19 protein-coding genes and 1 pseudogene are annotated in these 22,774 nt (G+C 55.8%); 13 read left to right on the top strand and 7 right to left on the bottom strand.

The features are described from left to right. Nucleotides 1–3 precede the first annotated feature (3 nt). The 5 genes from yeiB (at nt 4) to mglC (ending at nt 6,259) form a co-directional block, all read left to right on the top strand. Nucleotides 4–1,161, top strand: a complete 1,158-nt coding sequence (yeiB, locus tag L370_RS00755) for a DUF418 domain-containing protein YeiB (RefSeq protein ID WP_023336348.1) — start codon at nt 4–6, stop codon at nt 1,159–1,161. A gap of 155 nt (nt 1,162–1,316) precedes the next feature. Continuing rightward, entirely contained in the window at nt 1,317–2,339 is a 1,023-nt protein-coding gene (gene galS / locus L370_RS00760; protein WP_023336347.1) for an HTH-type transcriptional regulator GalS, read from the top strand. Between the two features lie 295 nt (nt 2,340–2,634). Continuing rightward, nucleotides 2,635–3,633 (top strand): galactose/glucose ABC transporter substrate-binding protein MglB, encoded by a 999-nt coding sequence (gene mglB, locus L370_RS00765; protein WP_023336346.1) that lies wholly within the window; start codon nt 2,635–2,637, stop codon nt 3,631–3,633. 79 nt (nt 3,634–3,712) lie between these two features. Then, nucleotides 3,713–5,233, top strand: a complete 1,521-nt coding sequence (mglA, locus tag L370_RS00770; RefSeq protein WP_008500922.1) for a galactose/methyl galactoside ABC transporter ATP-binding protein MglA — start codon at nt 3,713–3,715, stop codon at nt 5,231–5,233. A gap of 15 nt (nt 5,234–5,248) precedes the next feature. Further along, nucleotides 5,249–6,259 (top strand): galactose/methyl galactoside ABC transporter permease MglC, encoded by a 1,011-nt coding sequence (gene mglC / locus L370_RS00775; protein WP_013097952.1) that lies wholly within the window; start codon nt 5,249–5,251, stop codon nt 6,257–6,259. 49 nt (nt 6,260–6,308) lie between these two features. Here the strand turns inward: mglC and L370_RS00780 are convergent, their stop codons facing one another. From L370_RS00780 to L370_RS00805, 6 genes are all read right to left on the bottom strand, one after another. Then, a complete protein-coding gene (locus L370_RS00780; RefSeq protein WP_023336345.1) occupies nt 6,309–7,697 on the bottom strand; it encodes a glutamine synthetase family protein in 1,389 nt (462 codons plus the stop codon). A gap of 124 nt (nt 7,698–7,821) precedes the next feature. Further along, entirely contained in the window at nt 7,822–8,538 is a 717-nt protein-coding gene (gene sanA, locus L370_RS00785) for an outer membrane permeability protein SanA (protein ID WP_023336344.1), read from the bottom strand. A gap of 126 nt (nt 8,539–8,664) precedes the next feature. After that, entirely contained in the window at nt 8,665–9,549 is an 885-nt protein-coding gene (gene cdd, locus L370_RS00790; RefSeq protein WP_023336343.1) for a cytidine deaminase, read from the bottom strand. A 129-nt stretch (nt 9,550–9,678) separates the two neighbouring features. Next, a complete protein-coding gene (locus L370_RS00795; protein WP_023336342.1) occupies nt 9,679–10,374 on the bottom strand; it encodes a CidB/LrgB family autolysis modulator in 696 nt (231 codons plus the stop codon). Continuing rightward, nucleotides 10,371–10,766, bottom strand: a complete 396-nt coding sequence (locus L370_RS00800; protein ID WP_023336341.1) for a CidA/LrgA family protein — start codon at nt 10,764–10,766, stop codon at nt 10,371–10,373. Before L370_RS00800 ends, L370_RS00795 begins: the two co-directional genes overlap by 4 nt. 184 nt (nt 10,767–10,950) lie before the next feature. Beyond that, nucleotides 10,951–11,661 carry a type 1 glutamine amidotransferase gene (locus tag L370_RS00805; RefSeq protein WP_023336340.1) on the bottom strand — a complete coding sequence of 237 codons (711 nt, stop codon included), beginning with the start codon at nt 11,659–11,661 and terminating at the stop codon, nt 10,951–10,953. A 59-nt stretch (nt 11,662–11,720) separates the two neighbouring features. Between L370_RS00805 and L370_RS00810 the strand changes: the two genes are divergently transcribed. The 8 genes and pseudogenes from L370_RS00810 (at nt 11,721) to L370_RS00845 (ending at nt 22,084) form a co-directional block, all read left to right on the top strand. Then, the gene (locus L370_RS00810; RefSeq protein ID WP_023336339.1) at nt 11,721–12,533 is read left to right on the top strand and encodes an AraC family transcriptional regulator; all 813 of its coding nucleotides are present in this window, start codon (nt 11,721–11,723) and stop codon (nt 12,531–12,533) included. 25 nt (nt 12,534–12,558) lie between these two features. Then, nucleotides 12,559–13,491 (top strand): tRNA dihydrouridine(16) synthase DusC, encoded by a 933-nt coding sequence (dusC, locus tag L370_RS00815; protein ID WP_023336338.1) that lies wholly within the window; start codon nt 12,559–12,561, stop codon nt 13,489–13,491. Between the two features lie 301 nt (nt 13,492–13,792). After that, nucleotides 13,793–15,139 (top strand): carbohydrate porin, encoded by a 1,347-nt coding sequence (locus L370_RS00820; protein WP_023336337.1) that lies wholly within the window; start codon nt 13,793–13,795, stop codon nt 15,137–15,139. Between the two features lie 155 nt (nt 15,140–15,294). Beyond that, entirely contained in the window at nt 15,295–16,128 is an 834-nt protein-coding gene (licT, locus tag L370_RS00825) for a BglG family transcription antiterminator LicT (protein ID WP_023336336.1), read from the top strand. A 23-nt stretch (nt 16,129–16,151) separates the two neighbouring features. After that, nucleotides 16,152–18,118: pseudogene (gene bglF, locus L370_RS00830) on the top strand (PTS beta-glucoside transporter subunit IIABC); the annotation flags it as partial. 12 nt (nt 18,119–18,130) lie between these two features. Continuing rightward, a complete protein-coding gene (locus L370_RS00835) occupies nt 18,131–19,525 on the top strand; it encodes a glycoside hydrolase family 1 protein (protein WP_023336334.1) in 1,395 nt (464 codons plus the stop codon). Nucleotides 19,526–19,851: 326 nt separating this feature from the next. Beyond that, nucleotides 19,852–21,270 (top strand): multidrug resistance outer membrane protein MdtQ, encoded by a 1,419-nt coding sequence (gene mdtQ / locus L370_RS00840; protein WP_023336333.1) that lies wholly within the window; start codon nt 19,852–19,854, stop codon nt 21,268–21,270. Nucleotides 21,271–21,319: 49 nt separating this feature from the next. Continuing rightward, on the top strand, nt 21,320–22,084 hold the full coding sequence (locus L370_RS00845) for an SDR family oxidoreductase (RefSeq protein WP_023336332.1): 765 nt from the start codon (nt 21,320–21,322) through the stop codon (nt 22,082–22,084). A gap of 56 nt (nt 22,085–22,140) precedes the next feature. Here L370_RS00845 and L370_RS00850 read toward each other — a convergent pair whose 3' ends face one another. Further along, nucleotides 22,141–22,713: a DedA family protein gene (locus tag L370_RS00850; RefSeq protein WP_023336331.1), complete on the bottom strand. Its 573-nt coding sequence runs from the start codon at nt 22,711–22,713 to the stop codon at nt 22,141–22,143. Nucleotides 22,714–22,774: the final 61 nt, after the last annotated feature.

The following is a 22,774-nucleotide window of genomic DNA, read 5'->3' as shown; positions in this document are numbered from 1 at the left end:
ACCATGGAGCGAAACGTCACGCTCGATTTTGTTCGCGGCGTCGCCATTCTCGGTATCCTGCTGCTCAATATCAGCGCCTTCGGCTTGCCGAAGGCGGCTTATCTCAATCCTGCCTGGTATGGCGACATCACGCGCAGTGATGCCTGGACCTGGGCTGTCCTCGACCTCTTCGCGCAGGTTAAATTCCTCACGCTGTTTGCCCTGCTGTTTGGCGCTGGTCTGCAACTGCTCCTCAAACGCGGTACGCGCTGGATCCAGTCGCGCCTGACGCTGCTGGTGCTTCTCGGCTTTATCCACGGCCTGTTCTTCTGGGACGGCGATATTCTTCTCGCGTATGGGTTAGTCGGGCTCATCTGCTGGCGTCTGATTCGCGATGCGCACAGCGTAAAAAGCCTGTTTAACACCGGCGTGATGCTCTATGTCATGGGGCTTGGGGTACTGCTGCTGCTGGGGACGATCTCCGGCGAGGCGACAAACCGTGCCTGGATCCCGGATGCTGCTAACCTGCAGTACGAACAGTACTGGAAGCTGAAGGGCGGCACGGAAGCGATAAGCAACCGCGCGGATATGCTGGGGGATAACCTCCTTGCGCTGGGGGCGCAATACGGCTGGCAGCTGGCGGGCATGATGCTGATGGGCGCGTCACTGATGCGCACCGGCTGGCTGAAAGGGGAGTTCAGCCTGCGTCACTATCGGCGAACGGGCATCGGGCTGGTGCTGCTCGGCGTGCTGATTAACCTCCCGGCGGTCATTGCACAATGGCACATCCACTGGGATTACCGCTGGTGCGCGTTCCTGCTTCAGGTGCCGCGCGAACTGAGCGCGCCGTTCCAGACCATCGGCTATGCGGCGCTGATCTATGGCTTCTGGCCAACGCTTTCCCGCCTGTGGATCGTCAGCGCTATCGCCTGCGTGGGCCGCATGGCGTTGAGCAATTACCTTCTGCAAACGCTGATCTGCACCACGCTTTTCTATCGCTTTGGCCTGTTTATGAAATTCGACCGCCTCACGCTGCTGGCGTTTGTTATCCCGGTCTGGGTAGTAAACCTGGCATTTTCTGTTCTCTGGCTACGCTATTTCCGCCAGGGACCGCTGGAGTGGGTGTGGCGTCAGTTAACCGCACATGCTTCAGGGATATCATTGAAAAATACATCCAGATAACGATCTGGATCACAATCATTAACAAAACGGATGTAAGCGTTTTCATGAGTGTGAGCTTCTTCACGTAGTCCCCTTCCTCTCGCTGCCAAAATAGCCACCTTGCTAAACACAGGGGGTGTCTGTGAGTTGCTGCAATCCTTTGAAGGATGGTGAATATGATCACCATTCGTGACGTCGCCCGTCAGGCGGGCGTTTCTGTGGCTACCGTCTCACGCGTGCTGAATAACAGCGCGCTGGTCAGCCCTGAAACCCGTGAAACCGTAATGAAAGCCGTGACCCAGCTCGGGTACCGGCCAAATGCCAATGCCCAGGCGCTTGCGACGCAGGTCAGCGACACCATCGGCGTGGTGGTGATGGATGTATCGGATGCCTTTTTCGGCGCGCTGGTCAAAGCGGTCGACGTGGTCGCCCAGCAGCATCAGAAATATGTCCTGATCGGCAACAGCTATCATGAGTCGGAAAAAGAGCGCCATGCCATCGAAGTGCTGATCCGCCAGCGTTGTAACGCCTTGATTGTCCACTCAAAAGCTTTGAGTGATGAAGAGCTAACCGGTTTTATGGATCAGATCCCGGGCATGGTGCTGATCAACCGCATCGTTCCCGGCTATGCCCATCGCTGCGTCGGGCTGGATAACGTCAGCGGTGCCATGATGGCCACGAAGATGCTCATCAACAACGGGCATCAGCGGATCGGCTATCTGGCCTCCAGCCATCATATTGAAGATGACGACATGCGGCGCGAGGGGTGGCAAAACGCCCTGAAAGAGCACGGCATTACGCCGTCAGAAAGCTGGACTGGCACCGGTACGCCGGACATGCAGGGCGGCGAGGCGGCAATGGTCGAGCTGCTGGGCCGCAACCTGCAGCTTTCTGCGGTGTTTGCCTATAACGACAGCATGGCGGCAGGGGCCCTGACGGCGCTGAAAGATAATGGCATTGCGGTGCCACAGCATTTATCACTCATTGGCTTTGATGATATTCCGATTGCCCGTTACACCGACCCGCAGCTGACAACGGTGCGCTACCCCATTGCCTCTATGGCGAAACTGGCGACTGAGCTGGCGTTACAGGGGGCGGCAGGGCTGCTGGATCCGGGCGCAACGCACTGTTTCATGCCGACTTTAGTGCGCCGGCACTCCGTCGCGGCCAGGCAAATTGTGGTTCCGATCACTAACTGATTACATCAGGTGATGTAACCGTTTTCAATCTGTGAGTAAATTCACAGTATCTTAACAAGGCGCTGACTATGATGTCAGCGTTTTAGGAGCTGAAACGCTATGTAACGGTGATTATTCACTTTCACTATAGCCAATGTGCCGCAAACAACGAATAAAACGCATTTCTGGAGCGTTACCGAACACGGAAGATAGAAATTTTATAAGTGAACTTCGGCTGTCAGTAACGTTTTATTAACACCTGCCCGCCGATCGTTATTCACAAGAACTACCCTGCATAAAAAAAACCGGAGATACCATGAATAAGAAGGTGTTGACCCTGTCTGCTGTAATGGCAAGCATGCTTTTTGGTGCAGCAGCGCACGCTGCGGATACCCGTATTGGTGTGACCATCTATAAATACGACGACAACTTCATGTCTGTTGTGCGTAAAGCAATTGAGAAAGATGCGAAAGCAGCGCCAGACGTTCAGCTGCTGATGAACGACTCCCAGAACGACCAGTCCAAACAGAACGACCAGATCGACGTTCTGCTGGCGAAAGGCGTGAAAGCCCTGGCCATCAACCTGGTTGACCCGGCTGCTGCAGGCACGGTTATTGAAAAAGCGCGCGGCCAGAACGTGCCAATCGTCTTCTTCAACAAAGAACCTTCCCGTAAGGCGCTGGATAGCTACGACAAAGCGTATTACGTCGGTACCGACTCCAAAGAGTCCGGTATTATTCAGGGCGATCTGATCGCCAAACACTGGGCGGCGAACCCGAGCTGGGACCTGAACAAAGACGGTCAGATTCAGTTCGTACTGCTGAAAGGCGAACCCGGCCACCCGGATGCTGAAGCCCGTACCACTTACGTTATCAAAGAGCTGAACGACAAGGGTCTGAAAACCCAGCAGCTGGCGTTAGATACCGCGATGTGGGATACCGCTCAGGCGAAAGATAAGATGGACGCGTGGCTGTCCGGCCCTAACGCGAACAAAATCGAAGTGGTTATCGCCAACAACGATGCGATGGCAATGGGTGCGGTAGAAGCGCTGAAAGCGCACAACAAATCCTCCATTCCTGTGTTCGGTGTAGATGCGTTGCCAGAAGCGCTGGCGCTGGTTAAATCTGGTGCGATGGCCGGTACCGTTCTGAACGATGCCAACAACCAGGCGAAAGCGACCTTCGATCTGGCGAAAAACCTGGCCGACGGTAAAGGTGCGGCAGATGGCACCAGCTGGAAAATTGAAAACAAAATCGTTCGCGTACCTTACGTGGGCGTAGACCAGTCCAACCTGGCTGAGTTTATCGGTAAATAAGTTAGCGGTACTGTCTCCACTGGGCGCAATTCGTTGCGCCCTTTTATAACGCGATATGCGAGGCCAACAAGGTATAATTATGGTCAGCACAACTACTCAGTCATCCGGTGAATACCTGTTGGAAATGAGCGGTATCAACAAGTCATTTCCCGGCGTTAAGGCACTCGATAATGTTAATTTAAAAGTTCGTCCTCACTCTATTCACGCCTTAATGGGTGAAAACGGTGCGGGTAAATCAACATTATTAAAATGTCTTTTTGGGATCTATCAAAAAGATTCTGGCAGCATTCTTTTTCAGGGGAAAGAGATCGATTTCCATTCAGCGAAAGAAGCACTGGAAAACGGTATCTCGATGGTTCACCAGGAATTAAACCTGGTGCTGCAGCGTTCAGTTATGGATAACATGTGGTTAGGGCGTTATCCAACCAAAGGTGTCTTTGTCGATCAGGACAAAATGTATCGCGACACCAAAGCGATTTTCGACGAGCTGGATATTGATATCGATCCGCGCGCCCGCGTGGGAACATTATCCGTCTCCCAGATGCAGATGATCGAAATCGCCAAAGCGTTCTCCTATGATGCGAAAATCGTCATCATGGACGAACCAACATCATCATTAACGGAAAAAGAGGTTAATCACCTTTTTACCATTATTCGTAAGCTAAAAGATCGCGGCTGCGGCATTGTGTATATCTCCCACAAAATGGAAGAGATCTTCCAGCTGTGCGATGAGATCACCATCCTGCGCGACGGTCAGTGGATTGCCACGCAGCCGCTGGAAGGGCTGGACATGGACAAGATCATCGCCATGATGGTTGGCCGTTCTCTAAACCAGCGCTTCCCGGACAAAGAAAACAAGCCGGGCGAAGTGATCCTGGAAGTGCGCAATCTGACCTCGTTACGTCAGCCGTCCATCCGCGACGTCTCCTTCGACCTGCACAAAGGTGAAATCCTCGGGATTGCCGGTCTGGTTGGCGCAAAACGTACCGATATCGTGGAAACCCTGTTCGGTATCCGTGAGAAAGCCGAAGGCACGATTACGCTGCACGGTAAGAAAATCAACAACCACAACGCCAACGAAGCCATTAATAATGGTTTTGCGCTGGTGACGGAAGAGCGTCGTTCGACCGGTATTTATGCCTATCTGGATATTAACTTTAACTCGTTAATTTCTAACATTCGCAATTATAAAAACAAAGTCGGACTGCTGGATAACTCCCGCATGAAAAGCGATACCCAATGGGTCATTGATTCCATGCGCGTGAAAACGCCAGGCCACCGCACCCAAATTGGTTCGCTGTCAGGCGGTAACCAGCAGAAAGTCATTATCGGCCGTTGGTTATTAACCCAGCCAGAAATTCTGATGCTGGATGAACCGACCCGCGGTATTGACGTCGGCGCGAAGTTTGAAATTTATCAGCTGATTGCCGAGCTGGCGAAAAAGAATAAAGGGATCATTATTATTTCTTCCGAAATGCCGGAATTGTTAGGGATCACAGATCGTATTCTGGTTATGAGCAATGGTCTCGTTGCCGGTATTGTTGACACCAAAACGACAACGCAAAACGAAATTTTGCGTCTTGCGTCTTTGCACCTTTAAGATCAGGGGCTCCTCATGAGTGCGTTAAATAAAAAAAGTTTTCTCACTTACCTGAAAGAAGGCGGTATTTACGTTGTTCTTTTAGTACTGCTGGCTATCATCATTTTCCAGGACCCTACGTTCTTAAGCCTGCTGAACCTGAGTAACATTCTGACCCAATCCTCCGTGCGTATTATCATTGCGCTGGGCGTGGCGGGCCTGATCGTGACCCAGGGGACGGATCTTTCTGCCGGTCGTCAGGTGGGTCTGGCGGCGGTTATCGCGGCAACTCTGCTGCAGTCGATGGAAAACGCCAACAAGGTCTTCCCGGAAATGGCCACCATGCCAATTTTCGTGGTGATCCTGATTGTCTGCGCCATCGGGGCGGTGATTGGCCTGATCAACGGTATTATCATCGCTTACCTGAACGTGACGCCATTTATCACCACCCTGGGTACGATGATCATCGTTTACGGTATCAACTCCCTGTATTACGACTTCGTGGGTGCGTCGCCGATTTCGGGCTTTGACAGCGGCTTCTCGACCTTCACGCAAGGGTTTATCGCGCTGGGCAGCTTCCGCCTGTCGTACATCACCTTCTATGCGCTAATTGCGGTGGCTTTCGTCTGGATCCTGTGGAACAAAACGCGCTTCGGTAAAAACATCTTTGCCATCGGCGGTAACCCGGAAGCGGCAAAAGTGTCCGGGGTAAACGTTGCTCTGAACCTGCTAATGATTTACGCGCTGTCCGGTGTGTTCTATGCCTTCGGCGGGATGCTGGAAGCTGGCCGTATCGGCTCTGCAACCAACAACCTTGGCTTCATGTACGAGCTGGATGCGATTGCTGCCTGCGTGGTGGGCGGTGTCTCCTTCAGCGGCGGCGTGGGTACGGTACTGGGCGTGGTGACCGGTGTGATTATCTTCACCGTGATCAACTACGGGCTGACCTATATCGGCGTGAATCCGTACTGGCAGTACATCATCAAGGGCGCGATCATTATCTTCGCGGTCGCGCTGGATTCACTGAAGTACGCGCGTAAGAAATAATCGTCTCTCGCTATACCCGGCCCGCTCACCGAGCGGGCTTTTTTATGCCCTATGCCAGCTGTGACTCCTCCCGGGTCACAATGCGTTCAAACCAGTCGAGTTCAGAGAGCTTGCAGGCGACCCACTGTGCGGAAAAAGCGTCGCCCAGGCTGTCGGTGAGGTACTGACAGCGGGCAAAGGTCTCAATCGCCTCCTGCTGAAACAGCGGAAGTTCGGGCCGATCGTGCTGCGGTTCGGGCAAATCCTCCTCGTCGATGTTTTCCAGCCCGTACAGCATGCCGGTGAGGATAGCGGCTGCCACCAGATACGGATTGGCATCAGCCCCGGCCAGCCGGTACTCGATACGACGGTTGTTGTCATCCGAACAGGGGATACGCAGGGCAGCGGAGCGGGTGTTATAGCCCCAGGAGTTAAATACGGGTTCCGTCAGGTTTTTACGCAGGCGACGAAACGCGTTGACGCCCGGCGCAAGAATGGCGACAGAGGCGGGCATCAGCGCCAGCTGGCCCGCAATGCACAAACGCATCATGCTGTTAAGCGCGTTCACCGGGGAAGCAAAGACATTTTCGCCGTGACGATTGTTCAGGCTGAAATGAAAGTGCAAGCCGCTGCCGGACAGCTGGCTGAAAGGTTTAGCCATAAAGTTGGCCTGCAGGCCGTGCTTTTCGGCAACGTATCGGGTCAGGCGACGCAGCGCCAGCACGTTATCGCAGACCTCAACGACGCGATGGCTATGCTTCAGATTTAATTCGTACTGGCCGGACTCGGCTTCCGCCACGATCCCGGACAGCGGGATGCGCTGAAGGTGCGCCAGCTGTTCCAGCTCGTCAAACAGCGCCGCATGCGCCGACGAGGTATCCATATGAAAACAGCCCTGATTTTGCGGATCCCGATCGTCATGCCCCGTCAGATAGAACTCGATTTCCGGGGCAATCACCGGGAAGAGCCCGTGCTGGTGGAAGCGGGCCAGCACGTTCTGCAGTATCACGCGCGGCTCAAGCGGGCAGGGGTTACCGTCGCTGTCTTTCATCGTCAGCAGGATCTGCGCGTTGTGCTGCGGATCCTGCGGACAGGGGCGCAGGGAGCCGGCGACCGGAACGCAGATTCGGTCCGGCTCATCATGAAGCGGGGCGGCAATTTTTCCTTTCTGATCCATCAGGTAGACCGAAAGGGGAAAATAACAGCCTTTTTCCAGGGTCAGCATGCTCTCCACCGACAGGCGCTTGCCGCGCATCGTGCCGTTGATATCGTTCAGGTAAACGTCGACATGTTTCGTCTGCGGGTAACGTTCCAGATAATCTGCTACTTCTACTGAAATGTTGTGCTGCAGGGCGTCAATTTTTTCATCAAGCCAGAGACCGGAATTGAGTGCGCCAGGAAGCGATAAACCGGGAAAGTTAAAATACGGACGGAGACTTTTGAGGAAAAACGCATTCATTATTGAGTTCATAGTCATTCTTCAATGAAGCCGTAGCGGCAGTGAACTCAGCTTAAAAGAGCCGACGTAAAGGGGGGATAAAAAGCGTCAGGCCCGGCGTAAAGAAAGTATAAAGGCGGTGCTGTTATTTCTCTTTTTTCTGCAAATCAAGCAGCTGTTCGGGCGTGACGGCCGGGTAACCCTGCGCATCTTCCGGTACTTCGTGCATCGCCGGAATGGGTACCAGCGGGCCTAAAAAGCGCGGTTCGCGTTTGAAAATATACAGGTCTGCCAGCGCGCCAAAACGCGCACCAAACTCGCGGACGCGCACGCTCAGCATATCTTTTGGCGACGGCACCGCGTAACACTGCGCCTGAATGCCCATATGCAGCGCGATAAACAGCGCGCGCTCGCAGTGGAAGCGCTGGGTGATGATGATGAAGTCGTTGGTGTCGAAAACTTTGCGCGTGCGCACGATGGAGTCCAGGGTGCGGAACCCGGCGTAGTCGAGCACGATATCGGCAGGATCCACGCCCGCTGCAATCAGGTCCTTCCGCATCGTCACCGGTTCATTGTAGCTTTGCAGGGCGTTATCCCCGCTCAGCAGCAGGTAGTTCACCTTGCCGCTGTTGTAGGCGTTAAGCGCGCCCTGAATGCGGTAACGGTAATACTGGTTAATGACGCCGGTGCGGTAATACTTGGCGGTGCCGAGCACCACGCCAACCTGACGATAGGGCAGGTCCTGCAGGTCATCAAAGATGTAGGGGGCGGTTTTCCAGCTCATCCAGCGGTCGAGACCCAGCACGATCAACAGCAGTATGCCGACCAGGACAGACAGGCTGTAAAAAACGCGCTTTAACATGGAGATGGCTCGTTCGTGGATGAAATTTAACTCAGGCTACTTTACCCGCCTGGTTAGCGCAAGAAACGGTGAATCAACTGAGGGGTTTTTCAGCAAACTGGCGGGCACTTCTGCCCGCCGAAAGGATTACGCAAGCAGTACGCGGTCAATTGTCGTACAGCCTAACGCTTTGAGCGTTGCGGCGGTGGCATCCCACTGAATCAGTGGCGCATCAGCAATCTCAGCCAGAACGGCGCGCTGAATGTCCGGATAGTCATAGCCGTTCAGGCTCAGCAGGTTGAGTGCACCCTGCAGCGGTGGCAGCGTTGGGTTAAACGCGGCGTTTTCCGCATAGCTCCCGCTAAAGATTTGGCCATCACGGCACTGCAGCGCCACGCCGCTCGGGGACTTGCTGTAAGGCGTGTGGCTCTTGTTCGCTGCGCGAATGGCTGCCTGGTTCAGGTCATCGCCGGACAGGGCGTAACCGTGGTCCTGATCGTCCATCAGCAGCGTTTTGATCTCCAGATCTTTCGGGCCAAACGCGTCAGGCAGATAATCCGCCAGCGTGTGCGGCGCCCGACCCGGCAGGTTGATGCGCAGCTGCAGCCCGCTGTTCAGCTCGTTCATAAACTGACGGCAGTGGCCGCAGGGGGTGTAGTTAACGGTAATGGCGCTCAGGGCTTTTTCACCGCGCAGCCAGGCGTGGCTGATGGCGCTCTGCTCGGCGTGAACGGTTTGCTGCATGGTCGCGCCCAGGAACTCCATGTTGCCACCGAAGTACCAGGTGCCGCTGACGCCGCGCGCAATCGCCCCGACGTTAAAGTGGGAGAGATCGGCCCGCGCGCAGGCGGCGGCCAGCGGGAGCAGTGCGAAAGCCAGCGCGTCTTCGTCCAGTCCCGTTGCCTGTTTCAGCATCGTGACCTGCTCCGCGGTCAGCAGGGCGGGGAAGTGTGCATCTGCCAGAACGGGAGCCAGGGCTGACTGCAAATTCTCTGCAAGCTGGGCGAAAGCAGCTTGAAAACGTGGGTGCATGGCGTTTGCCTCATAAAGGTTAATGGATCGGTAGTTTACGGAGCCGTCAGGGCTTTATATGTGATCCACTTCTCATTATGTATGCAACTTATGAAATCAAAATGAAATTTGCGCGACGCATCGCAAATTTTAGCCCATCACCGCCAGAATCAGCGGGAAAATGAACGGGGCCAGCAGGGAGGTGATAATCCCGCAGATCACCAGCGCCAGCGAGCTAAACGCCCCTTCCTGATAGTCCAGCTCCGCACAGCGGGCTGTGCCCAGGGCGTGGGAGGCGGTCCCCATCGAAAGTCCCCGTGCCGCTTTAGTGTGAATACGCATCCCGTTCAGCAGGGTGTGACCAAACACCGCGCCGAGAATACCGACGAAAATAACGCACATCGCGCTGATGGCCGGAATACCGCCGAGGCTGCCGCCGACCGCCATCGCGATAGGCGTAGTCACCGATTTCGGCAGGATAGAGGCGGCAATCTGCGGGGAGGCCCCCATCAACAGCGCTACCGACGTCCCAGTGAGCATCGCCACCAGGCTGCCCACAAAACAGATGGTAATGATGGATTTCCAGCGGGCGCGGATCTGGTGCAGCTGCTCATATAAAGGAAAGGCGAGCGCCACAACGGCAGGCTGCAGCAGGTCGTTTAAGATTTTGCTGCCGGCAAAGTAACGTTCGTAAGGAATGCCGGTGAGCAGCAGGAACGGAATAATCACCACCATCGCCACCAGCAGGGGGTTCAGCAATGGCATTTTGAAACGCGCGGCAAGCTTACGTGCGGCGAAAAACACTGCCAGAGTGAGCGGCAGGGACCACCAGATATTGGCCATCATTTTTTTGTTTTCTCCCCAATCACGTTACGTTCGCCATGCACCAGATGCGAACTCCAGCTCACGACCAGGAAAACCACCAGCGTACTGACGGCGCAGGAGACCACAATCGGGCCGAACTGGGCCTTGAGCAAATCAAAATACTGCATCACCCCGACGCCGATAGGCACGAAAAGCAGCGCCATATAGCGAATGAGGACGAAGCAGCCGGGGTTGACCCATTTTGCGGGCAGGATTTGCAGCGCCAGCAAAACAAAGAGGATCAGCATACCGATAATGCTGCCGGGAATGGTGATAGGCAGCAGCGACGCGACGAAAATCCCGGCATACAGACAGGCGTAAATCAGAACGAATGCGCGCAGATATTGCCAGATAATGTTCAATGATTTGCTCATGGTGATAGTCCTTGCTGAAACGCATTCATCATACAATTAAACCTAAAAATGTGCCACGGATCACATCATGAAATTTGAGCATACCAGACATTCCAGAATGGAACGTCCGGTATCACCTTACAGGGGCAGGCTACAGTTTAGAGGAAAGGGCGTGCGGTGGCGAAGTGACGCGCCAGAGAATGCATCAGCGCGAGGCGGTCAGTTTATCGAGAAAAGAAAACAGCACCTGATTCATTTCGCGATAATCATGCGAGCGAAGTTTTTCCGCCGTTTCGACAAAACGAAATTCAGCCGCGCGGCGGAGATCGTTCTGCGAATGTTCAATCAGCAGCTCAACGACCTCCGGCGTCAGCTCCATATGGCACTGAAAACCGTAAACCCGTTCGCCATATTGCACGATCTGACGGGGACAGCCCTCGCTGTAAGCGAGCACCTTAGCCTGCGGCGTTAACCCTGGCATGTCGTTATGCCAGTGACCGACGCTCAGCTCGTGGCCAAAATCCTTAAACAGCGGGTTGGCCTTGCCTGCCTCAGTGAGCCTGACGGGAAATTTGCCGATCTCTTTTTCCGGGCTGTGGCAAAACGCTGCGCCCAGCGCTTCGCCGATAAGCTGTGAGCCCAGACAAACTCCTATCACCGTTTTACCTGCCTCTATCGCGCGGCTGATGAGTGCCTTTTCCGCCTGCACATCAAACCAGGGGCATTCCTCAAGCGTGGTGGCGGGTGACTGCGGGCCTCCCATGATGATAAGCACGTCCGTGCTCTCCAGGTCTTCGGGTAACGGATCGCCCTGATAAACTCTGGAGTAGCTCAGGCTACAGCCGCGGTTTTTCCCCCAGATTTCATAGGCACCTGGCGCTTCGAAATGTTCATGCAGGATAAAATGAATGTGCATTGCGTCTCTCTCTGGTTACGTGTACAAGCAGCATCATAAGAGGAAGGGAGGAATGTGAAATGCCAACCGTTATCGATAAAACGCCAATTCACGACGATGCCATTGGATGGTCCAGAGGGGCAATTCGCTATACGCGCGGCGAAGTGGATCCGCCTCACCGGCATTCACAGGGGCAACTTTTGTTTGCCATCAAAGGGGTGATGCTGGTCGAAACCGGCACCAAACGCTGGGTCATCCCGCCGCAGCGCGCGCTGTGGATCCCGCCTTTTCAGGAACACACCTACAGCGTGTTATCCGCAACGGAGCTCCGTGCGGTCTGGTTTAGCCCGGCGCTGATATCGCAATGTGAGCCTTTTAAACGGAAAGAAGAGGTTCACGTGATTATGGCGACAGCGTTGTTCAAAGAGCTGATTGCCGGGCTGTTCAGTGAGCAATATCGGCCAGCCAGTCAGCGCAGCATGGCCGTTTTGCTGCTCGACATCCTCAGCGAGGCGCAGCAGATTTCGGCCGAATTACCGATGCCCGTGGATGAGCGGTTACATCGCGTTGCCTGTGACATCATTGCCAGCAATCTCTGGGATGTTTCTATGGACAGGCTGGCGGAACAGGCCGCGATGTCTGAACGCACATTCTCACGCGCCTTTATTAAAGATACCGGCTTTAGCTTCCGGGCCTGGCGACAGCGAGCAAGGATTTGTGCCTCTCTGGACCTGCTCGCCAACGGATACCCAGTTAAACAGGTGGCCTGGATGCTGGGGTTTTCCGGGCAGGCGGCATTTGCGGCGGCGTTTCGCGCCATTGTCGGGGCAACGCCAGCTGACTTTTCCCTGAACAGAAGCGCTTCCCAGCGATATAGAGAGCGGCTACTATAGCGCGTCTTTTTTCACAGGTACTGCTATGCGTGTTTTACTGGCCCCAATGGAAGGCGTGCTCGACTCCCTCGTGCGCGAGCTTCTGACCGAGGTGAACGATTACGATCTCTGCGTGACGGAGTTTCTGCGCGTGGTCGATATGTTGTTGCCGGTAAAATCCTTCTTCCGCCTGTGCCCCGAGCTGCACAACCAGAGCCGGACCTCTTCCGGCACGCTGGTGCGTATTCAACTGCTCGGGCAGTACCCCGAATGGCTGGCGGAAAACGCCGCCCGCGCGGTTGAGCTGGGCTCTTACGGGGTGGATCTCAACTGCGGCTGTCCGTCGAAGCTGGTGAACGGCAGCGGCGGCGGGGCGACGTTGCTGAAAGATCCTGAGCTGATCTACCGCGGCGCGAAAGCCATGCGTGAGGCCGTGCCTTCGCATTTGCCGGTGACGGTGAAGGTGCGCCTGGGATGGGACAGCGACGCGCGGCAGTTTGAAATCGCCGATGCGGTGCAGCAGGCCGGGGCCACCGAGCTGGTGGTGCATGGCCGTACCAAAGAGGACGGCTACAAAGCCGAGCGCATTAACTGGCAGGCGATCGGTGAGATCCGCAAACGCCTCACCATTCCGGTGATCGCCAACGGCGAAATCTGGGACTACGAGAGCGCGCAGGCCTGTCTGCAGGCCACCGGCTGCGATGCGGTAATGATCGGCCGCGGCGCGCTGAATGTCCCTAACCTCAGCCGGGTGGTGAAATATAACGAGCCGCGTATGCCCTGGGCAGACGTCGTCACGCTGCTGCAAAAATACAGCCGTCTGGAAAAGCAGGGCGACACCGGTTTGTATCACGTCGCGCGAATTAAACAGTGGCTGAGTTATTTACGTAAAGAGTACGATGAAGCGCTGGGATTATTTCAGGAAATTCGTACTTTGCAAACGTCGTCTGATATTGCCCGGGTGATTCAGTCAAAATAATAAGCGTTAAATTGCTCACAATTTTTTAAACCAGAAAACAGTTCTGGTTTTCAACGTGGCGCGACGGTGTTAAGGTGCCACTGTTTTCAACGCAGGATTGTTACTGGTTAACAGGCAAAACCTAAGCGTTCCACAGCATTTTCGCTGTGGAGCGCTTAGGTTTTTTTTTGCCTGTCGTTTACGCAGGAGAGACATTTGGCTTAGCGCTTTTTACTGATTTTAAAAAAATGAAATATCGACAGGAAATAGAAAAATTTCCTGCGAACAGTTACGCACTAATACTCAGCTACAGGTTGCTATTATGACAAATAAAAATAATCTCTATGCCCTCGCTTTATTGATGATATCGCCTTTAACAATGGCGCAGGAGTGGAAAGGAACGGTATTAGGGTTTGAAGCCCCGCCGGAGCCTGTTCTGGGCGAAATGCTCGGCATACGTAAAATCCTTAACGATAACGGTTTTACCTATAACCTCGGATACCTGAATGAAATCGGCTGGAACGGCGGTGGCGGATATAACCACGACTCCCACGTGGCCTATATTGACCAGTTCGCGCTGACCTTCAACCAGGATCTGGAGCGCTGGACCGGCATCCCGGATGCACGTATCGAGGGGAACATCGTCAACCGCAACCACAATGACGACCTCACCACCAAACGCGTGCAGGATCCGCGCGTCAACTTTAACGACCTGACCCAGGAGAGCTGGGGCGGACAGTCGATTACCCGTCTGGGCTGGCTGACCTTTGCCCGCAGCTTTGATGACCGGCGTCTGACCTGGCGCATCGGGATGATGAACAAGGTGCAAACCTTCGACCAGATCATCCCGTGCGACTTTCAGCTGCTCTCCCAGTGCGGCGGGAAATCGGCCAACTCGCTGACCTGGAACAACTGGAACGTTCACACCTGGGGCACCACGCTGGAGTATAAGCTCACGCCAGCCGTCACCTTAAAAGGCGGCGTGATGGAGCAAAACCCGGACGCCTCCAGCCGCAGCCACGCATGGAGCTGGTCGACGAAGGGCAGCAAAGGGGTCTTGCTCCCGGTTGAAATCGAAGCGCGTCCGCTGATTAACGGCCTGCCGGGCGCGTATAACCTCGGCGTGGTGTTTACCAACGCGCCGCAAACCGATCTCTATCGCGGCAAATCCGGCGGGGCGGGGGCGACGGACCCGGACGGATTCGATACGCACAGCCGGACCTGGTTTATGTACGCCGGGCTGAACCAGCAGATCACGCAGCACCAGGACGATCCGAATCGCGGGTTGAGCACCTCGTTCAGCATGAGCCTTGCGGATCAAAGCACTAACTACATGCACCAGGTTTACGCCGCCTCGCTGCGCTACCGCGGGCTGTTTGACGCCCGGCCGGAAGACTGGATTGGCTTCGGGCTAACCTGGATTGATATGAGCAGCCAGTACGCGCGCAACCAGCGCTATATGAACAGCCTGAGCGGCGTGTCGGACTATAACGATCCGGCGTATCACCCGGTGCCGGGCCACTCCCTGAACGGTGAGTTTTACTATCGCTTCCGTCCGGTATCGTGGCTGGAGCTGCAGCCGGGCATTCAGTACTGGCACCATCCGGGCGGTGTATCCCGGACGCAGGATGCCTGGGTAACGGAGCTGAAAACCGTTGTGACGTTCTAGCAATGTCGATCCGCATCACGTTTCTGATGCGTGACGTATTGAGGCTACGAATGAAACTGATAGAGTGCCAGAACTGGATTGTTACTGCTTCGGCAGGCAAAACCTGATTTTCTGGCATCTGCCGGAGGTCAGGTTTTTTTGTTTCTGGGGTTCAGATGAAAATCGCCAAGATACTCAATAATAACGTGGTGGTTGTTCAGGATGAGCGCGGGCGCGAACAGGTGGTGATGGGCCGTGGGCTGGCCTTTCAGAAGCGCGTCGGTGAAGCGCTGGATACCGCGTTGGTTGAAAAGGTGTTTGCGTTACAAAGCGATGAGCTGGTGCGTCGACTTGGCGAGCTGCTGAGTCAAATTCCGCTGGAGGTGATGACCACCTGCGACCGCATCATCGGGCTGGCTGCGCAGCGGCTCGGAAAATTGCAGGAGAGTTTGTATATCACCCTAACCGATCACTGCTACTTTGCGATTGAGCGGCAGAAGAAAGGGCTGGCCATCAAAAACGTGCTGCTGTGGGATATTAAACGGCTGTATCCGAAGGAGTTCGAATTAGGGCAGGAAGCGCGGGCGATTATCGCCAGACGCCTGAACGTCGAACTGGAGGAGGATGAGGCCGGGTTTATCGCGCTGCATCTGGTCACCGCGCAGCTGAACAGCGAAATGCCGGAAGTGATGCACGTGACGCGGGTGATGCAGGAGATCCTGCAGCTGGTGAAGTATCAGCTGCAGCTTGAGTACGATGAAGAGTCGCTCAGCTACCAGCGTTTCGTGACGCATCTGAAGTTTTTTGCCCAGCGGATGCTGACCCGCACCGTGGTGGAAGATGACGACGTCTCGCTGCATACGGCGGTAAAAGACAACTACGCGAAGGCGTGGAAATGCGCTGAGAAAATCGCCCAGCACCTGAACAAAAGCTATCAGCGTGAGCTGACAACCGAAGAAATTATGTTCCTCGCCATTCATATCGAGCGGGTGAGAAAAGAGGGGCGTTAAGCCTCAAACAGGATTGTTACTGCACTGCGCAGGCAAAACCTGAGCGCGGCCTTCGTCAGAAGGCCGTTCTCGGGTTTTTTTATTTTTTGTACTCAGTCAACAGGTGCCTGCGGGCATCGGATGTAAGGAAATCGAGATGGAATACCAGGCTTTAGCGAAGGATATTCTCGGCCACGTTGGCGGAAAAGAGAACATCGTCAGCCTCGTGCACTGCGCGACCCGGCTTCGCTTCAAACTGAAAGAGAACCAGAAAGCGGATGCCGAAGGGCTGAAGAAAAACCCGGGCGTCATTATGGTGGTCGAAAGCGGCGGCCAGTTTCAGGTAGTGATTGGCAACCACGTCCACGACGTCTGGCAGGCGGTGCGCAATGAGGCAGGCCTTACCGATGACGCGCCCGTCGCGGAAGCGAAGGGCGAAAAGGGCAATCTGCTGGGCCGCCTGATTGACATCGTCTCCGGGATTTTCACTCCGTTTATCGGCATTCTGGCCGCGTCCGGTATTCTGAAAGGGCTGCTGGCGCTGGCCGTGGTCTGCGGCTGGCTCACCACCGAAAGCGGCACCTATAAAATCTGGTTCGCGGCAAGCGACGCGCTGTTCTTCTTCTTCCCGCTGGTGCTGGGCTATACCGCAGGTAAGAAATTCGGCGGTAACCCGTTTATTACTATGGTGATCGGCGGGGCGCTCACCCATCCGATGATGATTGCGGCGTTTAACGCCAGCCAGCAGCCGGGGGCGGTTTCGGAAGCCTTTTTAGGCATCCCCGTTACGTGGTTCAACTACAGCTCGTCGGTGATCCCAATTATTCTCGCCGCGTGGGTCAGCTGCTGGCTGGAAAAACAGAGCACCAGGCTGCTGCCGTCCTCGATGAAAAACTTCTTCGCGCCGCTGATCTGTCTGGGCGTGACCGTGCCGCTGACTTTCCTCGTTATCGGGCCGCTGGCGACCTGGCTCAGCCAGCTGCTGGCCAACGGCTACCAGTGGATTTACGTCCTGGCACCGTGGCTGGCGGGCGCGGCGATGGGCGCGCTGTGGCAGGTCTGCGTTATCTTTGGCCTGCACTGGGGGCTGGTGCCGCTGATGATTAACAACCTCGCGGTGCTGGGCCACGACTCGATGCTACCAATGCTGCTACCGGCGGTGTTTGGCCAGGTGGGGGCTGCGCTCGGGATTTTCCTGCGTACCCGCGACGCCCGCCAGAAGATGCTGGCCGGCTCATCGGTGACGGCCGGGATATTTGGTATTACCGAACCGGCTGTGTACGGCGTAAACCTGCCGCTGCGCCGTCCGTTTATCTTTGGCTGCGTGGCGGGGGCAATCGGCGGGGCGATAGTCGGCTTCAGCGATACCCACGTTTACTCCTTCGGCTTCGCCAATATCTTTACCATCGCCCAGATGATTCCGCCGGGTGGGGTAAACGCTACGCTGTGGGGCGGCCTTATCGGCACCGCGGTAGCGCTGGTGCTGAGCTGTGGCCTGACGCTGGTGGCAGGCATGCCGGGGAGCACAGCGCCGGAACCTGTGGTTTCGGCAGGCGAAAACGATGTCCTATCCCCGATGACCGGCACCGTTCTGGCGCTCGACCAGGTGCCGGATAGCACCTTTGCCAGCGGCCTGCTGGGCAGCGGTGCCGCCATCATTCCCTCCGATAACAAAGTGGTGGCCCCGTTTGCGGGCGTGGTTGCCTCTCTTTTCCAGACCAAACACGCCATCGGCCTGCTCAGCGACAGCGGGATTGAAGTGTTAATCCACGTGGGGATCGACACCGTGAAGCTCGACGGCAGGCCGTTTACCGCCCACGTGAAGGTGGGCGACAGGGTGCAGCCCGGCGACCTGCTGCTGGAGTTTGACCGACAGGCGATTATCGACGCCGGATACGACCTGGCGACGCCGATCATTATCAGTAACAGCGACGAGTATCGCGAGGTGGCGACCGTGGCGGCAACGTCCGTCAACGCCGGCGCACCGCTGCTCAGCGTAAGCCATCAATAACAGGAGAACGTGATGAAAACTTTCCCGGACGATTTTTTATGGGGCGGCGCGGTTGCCGCGAATCAGGTAGAAGGCGCGTATCTGGAGGATGGCAAAGGGCTTTCCACCTCAGACGTTCAGCCGCAGGGCGTCTTCGGGCCGGTGGTTGAGCGCGTGGCGGGGGACAGCGGCATCAAGGATGTCGCCATCGACTTCTATCACCGCTACCCGGAAGACATCAAACTGTTCGCTGAAATGGGCTTTAGCTGCCTGCGCGTCTCCATTGCCTGGACGCGCATTTTTCCGAACGGCGACGAGCAGCAGCCGAACGAAGCGGGGCTGGCGTTTTACGACCGGCTGTTTGACGAGCTGGCCGCGCACAACATCACCCCGCTGGTGACGCTGTCCCATTACGAAATGCCGTGGGGGCTGGTGAAACGGTACGGCGGCTGGGGCAGCCGTCAGACTATCGAATTCTTTGAACGCTACGCCCGCACCGTGTTTGCGCGCTACAAAGAGAAGGTGAAGCTCTGGCTGACCTTCAACGAAATCAATATGTCTCTGCACGCGCCGATGACCGGCGTGGGCCTGCCGGAAACCAGCAGCAAAGCGGAGGTCTACCAGGCGATCCACCACCAGCTGGTGGCCAGCGCGCTGGCGGTGAAGGCCTGCCACGAGATTATCCCGGATGCCAGAATCGGCAACATGCTGCTGGGCGGCCTGATGTATCCGCTGACCTGCAAGCCGGAAGATGTCCTGGAGACGCTGCAGGAAAACCGCGCGTGGCAATTCTTTGGCGACGTGCAGTGCCGCGGCGCCTACCCGGGCTATATGCAGCGCTTCTTCCGCGACAACGGGATTCAGCTTGAGGTAACGGACGCCGACCGCGAGGCGCTGAAATCGACCGTCGATTTTATCTCCTTCAGTTACTACATGACGGGCTGCGTTACCGCAGATGAAGCCCTCAACCAGCAGGCGCGCGGCAACATCCTGAGCATGGTGCCCAACCCGCATCTGGCCAGCTCCGAGTGGGGCTGGCAGATTGATCCCATCGGCCTGCGTACCCTGTTAAACGTGCTCTGGGATCGCTATCAGAAGCCGCTGTTTATCGTGGAGAATGGCCTCGGGGCGAAGGATAAACCGGATGCGGACGGCGTGGTGCAGGATGACTATCGCATCAGCTACCTTAACGACCATCTGGTACAGGTGCGTGAAGCGATTGAAGACGGCGTTGAGGTGATGGGGTATACCAGCTGGGGGCCAATCGACCTGGTGAGCGCGTCTAAAGCTGAACTTTCTAAACGCTACGGTTTTATTTACGTCGATCGCGATGATGGCGGTAACGGCACGCTGGCGCGCAGCCGTAAGAAAAGTTTCTACTGGTATAAAGAGGTTATTGCAACGAAAGGCGCTTCGCTGAAAGCCTGATATCAGGAACGTTGCCCGGCGATGCGCCGGGCAAATGAATCAGAAAATCATCTTGAATACGCCGGTGACCACTAAGAGCCCTATCAGAAATATAATCAAAATAACCCACAGTAATATTTTCATTCCCTTCTCCCGCTCATGTATGTCCTGAATAAGTGTAGCAGCGCATTCATAGTTCGTATGAATATATTGAATTTAATCATTGTCTTTGGGAATAAATTTCCAGGTATTAAAATGTATGACAATTTGCGGTTTGCCACGCGTTACTAAAAAAAAGAATGACATCGAGCGTAACGTGCGCCTTTATTTTTTGAGCTTATGGCGTCATGAAACGTTCTCTTATTTTATCTCTGAGTGCTCCCTTCGTTTTTATTCTGGCTGCCTGCGCACCTGAACATGCGACGGTATCTCCCATTAAAGCGCAAACCACTGCGGCGTCGGTGAATACGGTTCTGAGTCATCAGGACTGGCCGAAAAATGAGTGGTGGAAAGCGTATAACGAGCCCGAACTTAATTCGCTTATTGCGAAAGCGTTGAGCGATGCGCCGGATATGCAGATTGCCCGTCAGCGCATTACGCTTGCCGAAGCCCAGGCCAAAGCCGTTATGGCGGCCGATGGTCCGCAAATTGATTTTTCGGCCGATGCGGAGCGCCAGAAAATGTCCGCCGAAGGGCTGATGGGGCCCTTTGCCATTACCGACCCGGCAGCAGGCACCACCGGGCCCTGGTACACCAACGGCACCTTTGGCCTGACCGCAGGCTGGGATCTCGATCTGTGGGGAAAAAATCGTGCCCGGGTCGAGGCCCGGATTGGCAAAGTGAATGCGCAAAAAGCAGAGCTGGAGCAGACCCGCCAGCTGCTGGCCAGCAGCGTAGCGCGGCTTTACTGGGAGTGGCAGACTCAGGCCGCGGTGGGGGAGGTTCTCGCGCAGATCAAACATGAACAGGACAATATTATCGGCGCTGACCGCGAGCTGTATCAGCACGGGATCACCTCCTCCGTGGAGGGTGTTGAAACCGATATCAACGCCAACAAAACCGAAGAGCAGCTGGCAGAAGTTAACGGGAAAATGAAGGCCGTCGTGGCGCGTCTGGTCGCGCTGACGAATTCTTCCTCCGTGACGCTTAAGCGGCATGCGCTGCCGACGGTAGACGCTTCGCTACCCTCGACGCTCGGTTATGAACTGCTGGCGCGGCGTCCGGATCTTCAGGAAGCGCACTGGTACATCGAAGCCTCCATGAGCGAGGTGGAGGCTGCCAGAGCGGCTTTTTATCCTGACGTGAACCTGATGGCGTTCTTACAGCAGGATGCCCTCCATCTGAGCGATCTGTTTCGCGCTTCAGCGCAGCAGATGGGTGTGACCGCCGGGCTGACGCTGCCGATTTTTGACAGCGGCAGGCTGAACGCCAGCCTGGATATTGCCCAGGCACAGAACAACCTCTCGGTGGCCAATTACAACAAAGCGGTGGTCGAAGCCGTCAATCAGGTGGCGCGCACGGCAAGTGAAGTCGAAACGCTGACGGAGAAGAACCGCCATCAGCAGCAGGTTGAAAAAGATGCCGCACGGGTTGTGGCGCTGGCGCAGGCGCGTTTCAGCGCGGGGATCGTTGCGGGCTCCCGTGTCAGTGAAGCCAGAATACCGGCCCTCAGGGAACAGCTCGCCGGCGTGTTGCTGAAAGGCCAGTATGTTGACGCCACGCTGCAGTTGACGTCGGCGCTTGGCGGTGGCTATCACCACGGCTAAAAAGGTCATTATCTATACTTACCTCTTTGTCGTTTTTCAGGAGGTGAGTATGACCAGAGTAGCGATTGTGACCGCATCGGATTCCGGGATTGGTAAAACCACGGCCCTGATGCTCGCCGAACGCGGGTTTGATATTGGCGTCACCTGGCACTCGGATGAAAAAGGAGCGCTGGAAACCTGCCGCGAAGTTGAAGCGCAGGGGCAGCGCGCGGAGGCTATCCATCTTGATTTGAGCACGCTGCCGGAAGGTGCAGAGGCCATTGAAACGCTGATTGCGCGTTTTGGTCGGCTGGACGTGCTGGTCAATAATGCGGGAGCGATGACCAAAGCGCCGTTCCTTGATATGCCGTTTGACGACTGGCGGACGATTTTCACCGTCGACGTGGACGGCGCGTTTCTCTGTTCACAAATTGCCGCCCGGCAGATGGTGAAGCAGGGGAAAGGGGGGCGGATTGTGAACATTACCTCGGTGCATGAGCACACGCCGCTGCCGGAGGCGAGTGCCTACACGGCGGCAAAACATGCGCTAGGCGGGTTAACCAAATCCATGGCGATGGAACTGGTTAAACACAATATTCTGGTGAACGCCGTCGCGCCGGGTGCCATTGCCACGCCGATGAATGACATGGACGATAGCGAAGTGAAGGAAGGCTCAATGCCGGAAATTCCGCTGGCAAGGCCGGGCCATACCAAAGAAATTGCCAGCCTGGTCGCGTGGCTGTGCGACAGCGACGCCAGCTATACCACAGGGCAATCGTTTATCGTCGACGGGGGGTTTATGCTGGCGAACCCGCAGTTTAAGCCGGAGGGGTAGATGCCTTTCTCCCTCTCCCCGTGGGAGAGGGCCGGGGTGAGGGCACCAGCCCGCACTTAATCCTCATCCCGCGTCTTTTCCCGGTGCTTCAGCCACAGCCTGACCCCAATCACTGCAACCACCACCAGAATCAGCCACGCCCAGTGCTTCAGGTGCTGGTCAAGATTATGCAGCCATGGCGCAATCACTTCGCCCCCGACGTAGCCGAGCGTCGTAAAGATGAGCGCCCAGGCAATCGCGCCAGCAATATTGAGCGGCAGGAAAATTTTGGGCGGCAGATGGCTGGCGCCAATCAGTATCGGCCCGATGATGCGAAAGCCATACATAAAGCGCGTGCCGATGACGAAAAGATAGGGATGACGCTGAATGAGCCGTTGAGCGCGGCGGATTTTCTTCTGGTGCTTTGCGAAACGCTTAAGCAGCGTGGGCCCGAAGCGCAGCCCGAGAAAGTAGAGCAGCTGATCGCCAATCATGCCACCCAGCGCGACCGCGGCGACGACCAGCGGGAATTTCAGCAATCCCTGATGCGCGGCGACGCCGCCTAACAGCGTGATGGTTTCACCTTCTGCCACGCTACCGATGACCAGCGCGGCATAGCCATATTGTTCAATGAGTGCGTTAATATCCATTACCTAAATGTTATCTCCCTCTTCGTGCCTCGTTTAATCATATACCCCATGAATCAACAGC

It is taken from the genome of Enterobacter sp. MGH 24 (assembly GCF_000493015.1).
Taxonomy (GTDB): Bacteria; Pseudomonadota; Gammaproteobacteria; order Enterobacterales; family Enterobacteriaceae; genus Enterobacter.
This window is presented reverse-complemented; position numbering and strand designations above follow the sequence as displayed.

What these genes read in the sequence shown, in the direction of transcription:
- mdtQ (WP_023336333.1), top strand. Translation starts at nt 19,852, where the DNA reads ATGAAACGTTCTCTTATTTTATCTCTGAGTGCTCCCTTCGTTTTTATT.
- L370_RS00850 (WP_023336331.1), bottom strand. Translation starts at nt 22,713, where the DNA reads ATGGATATTAACGCACTCATTGAACAATATGGCTATGCCGCGCTGGTC.
- L370_RS00845 (WP_023336332.1), top strand. Translation starts at nt 21,320, where the DNA reads ATGACCAGAGTAGCGATTGTGACCGCATCGGATTCCGGGATTGGTAAA.
- sanA (WP_023336344.1), bottom strand. Translation starts at nt 8,538, where the DNA reads ATGTTAAAGCGCGTTTTTTACAGCCTGTCTGTCCTGGTCGGCATACTG.
- L370_RS00800 (WP_023336341.1), bottom strand. Translation starts at nt 10,766, where the DNA reads ATGAGCAAATCATTGAACATTATCTGGCAATATCTGCGCGCATTCGTT.
- galS (WP_023336347.1), top strand. Translation starts at nt 1,317, where the DNA reads ATGATCACCATTCGTGACGTCGCCCGTCAGGCGGGCGTTTCTGTGGCT.
- L370_RS00780 (WP_023336345.1), bottom strand. Translation starts at nt 7,697, where the DNA reads ATGAATGCGTTTTTCCTCAAAAGTCTCCGTCCGTATTTTAACTTTCCC.
- L370_RS00805 (WP_023336340.1), bottom strand. Translation starts at nt 11,661, where the DNA reads ATGCACATTCATTTTATCCTGCATGAACATTTCGAAGCGCCAGGTGCC.
- licT (WP_023336336.1), top strand. Translation starts at nt 15,295, where the DNA reads ATGAAAATCGCCAAGATACTCAATAATAACGTGGTGGTTGTTCAGGAT.
- mglB (WP_023336346.1), top strand. Translation starts at nt 2,635, where the DNA reads ATGAATAAGAAGGTGTTGACCCTGTCTGCTGTAATGGCAAGCATGCTT.
- L370_RS00810 (WP_023336339.1), top strand. Translation starts at nt 11,721, where the DNA reads ATGCCAACCGTTATCGATAAAACGCCAATTCACGACGATGCCATTGGA.
- mglC (WP_013097952.1), top strand. Translation starts at nt 5,249, where the DNA reads ATGAGTGCGTTAAATAAAAAAAGTTTTCTCACTTACCTGAAAGAAGGC.
- cdd (WP_023336343.1), bottom strand. Translation starts at nt 9,549, where the DNA reads ATGCACCCACGTTTTCAAGCTGCTTTCGCCCAGCTTGCAGAGAATTTG.
- L370_RS00820 (WP_023336337.1), top strand. Translation starts at nt 13,793, where the DNA reads ATGACAAATAAAAATAATCTCTATGCCCTCGCTTTATTGATGATATCG.
- dusC (WP_023336338.1), top strand. Translation starts at nt 12,559, where the DNA reads ATGCGTGTTTTACTGGCCCCAATGGAAGGCGTGCTCGACTCCCTCGTG.
- L370_RS00835 (WP_023336334.1), top strand. Translation starts at nt 18,131, where the DNA reads ATGAAAACTTTCCCGGACGATTTTTTATGGGGCGGCGCGGTTGCCGCG.
- yeiB (WP_023336348.1), top strand. Translation starts at nt 4, where the DNA reads ATGGAGCGAAACGTCACGCTCGATTTTGTTCGCGGCGTCGCCATTCTC.
- L370_RS00795 (WP_023336342.1), bottom strand. Translation starts at nt 10,374, where the DNA reads ATGATGGCCAATATCTGGTGGTCCCTGCCGCTCACTCTGGCAGTGTTT.
- mglA (WP_008500922.1), top strand. Translation starts at nt 3,713, where the DNA reads ATGGTCAGCACAACTACTCAGTCATCCGGTGAATACCTGTTGGAAATG.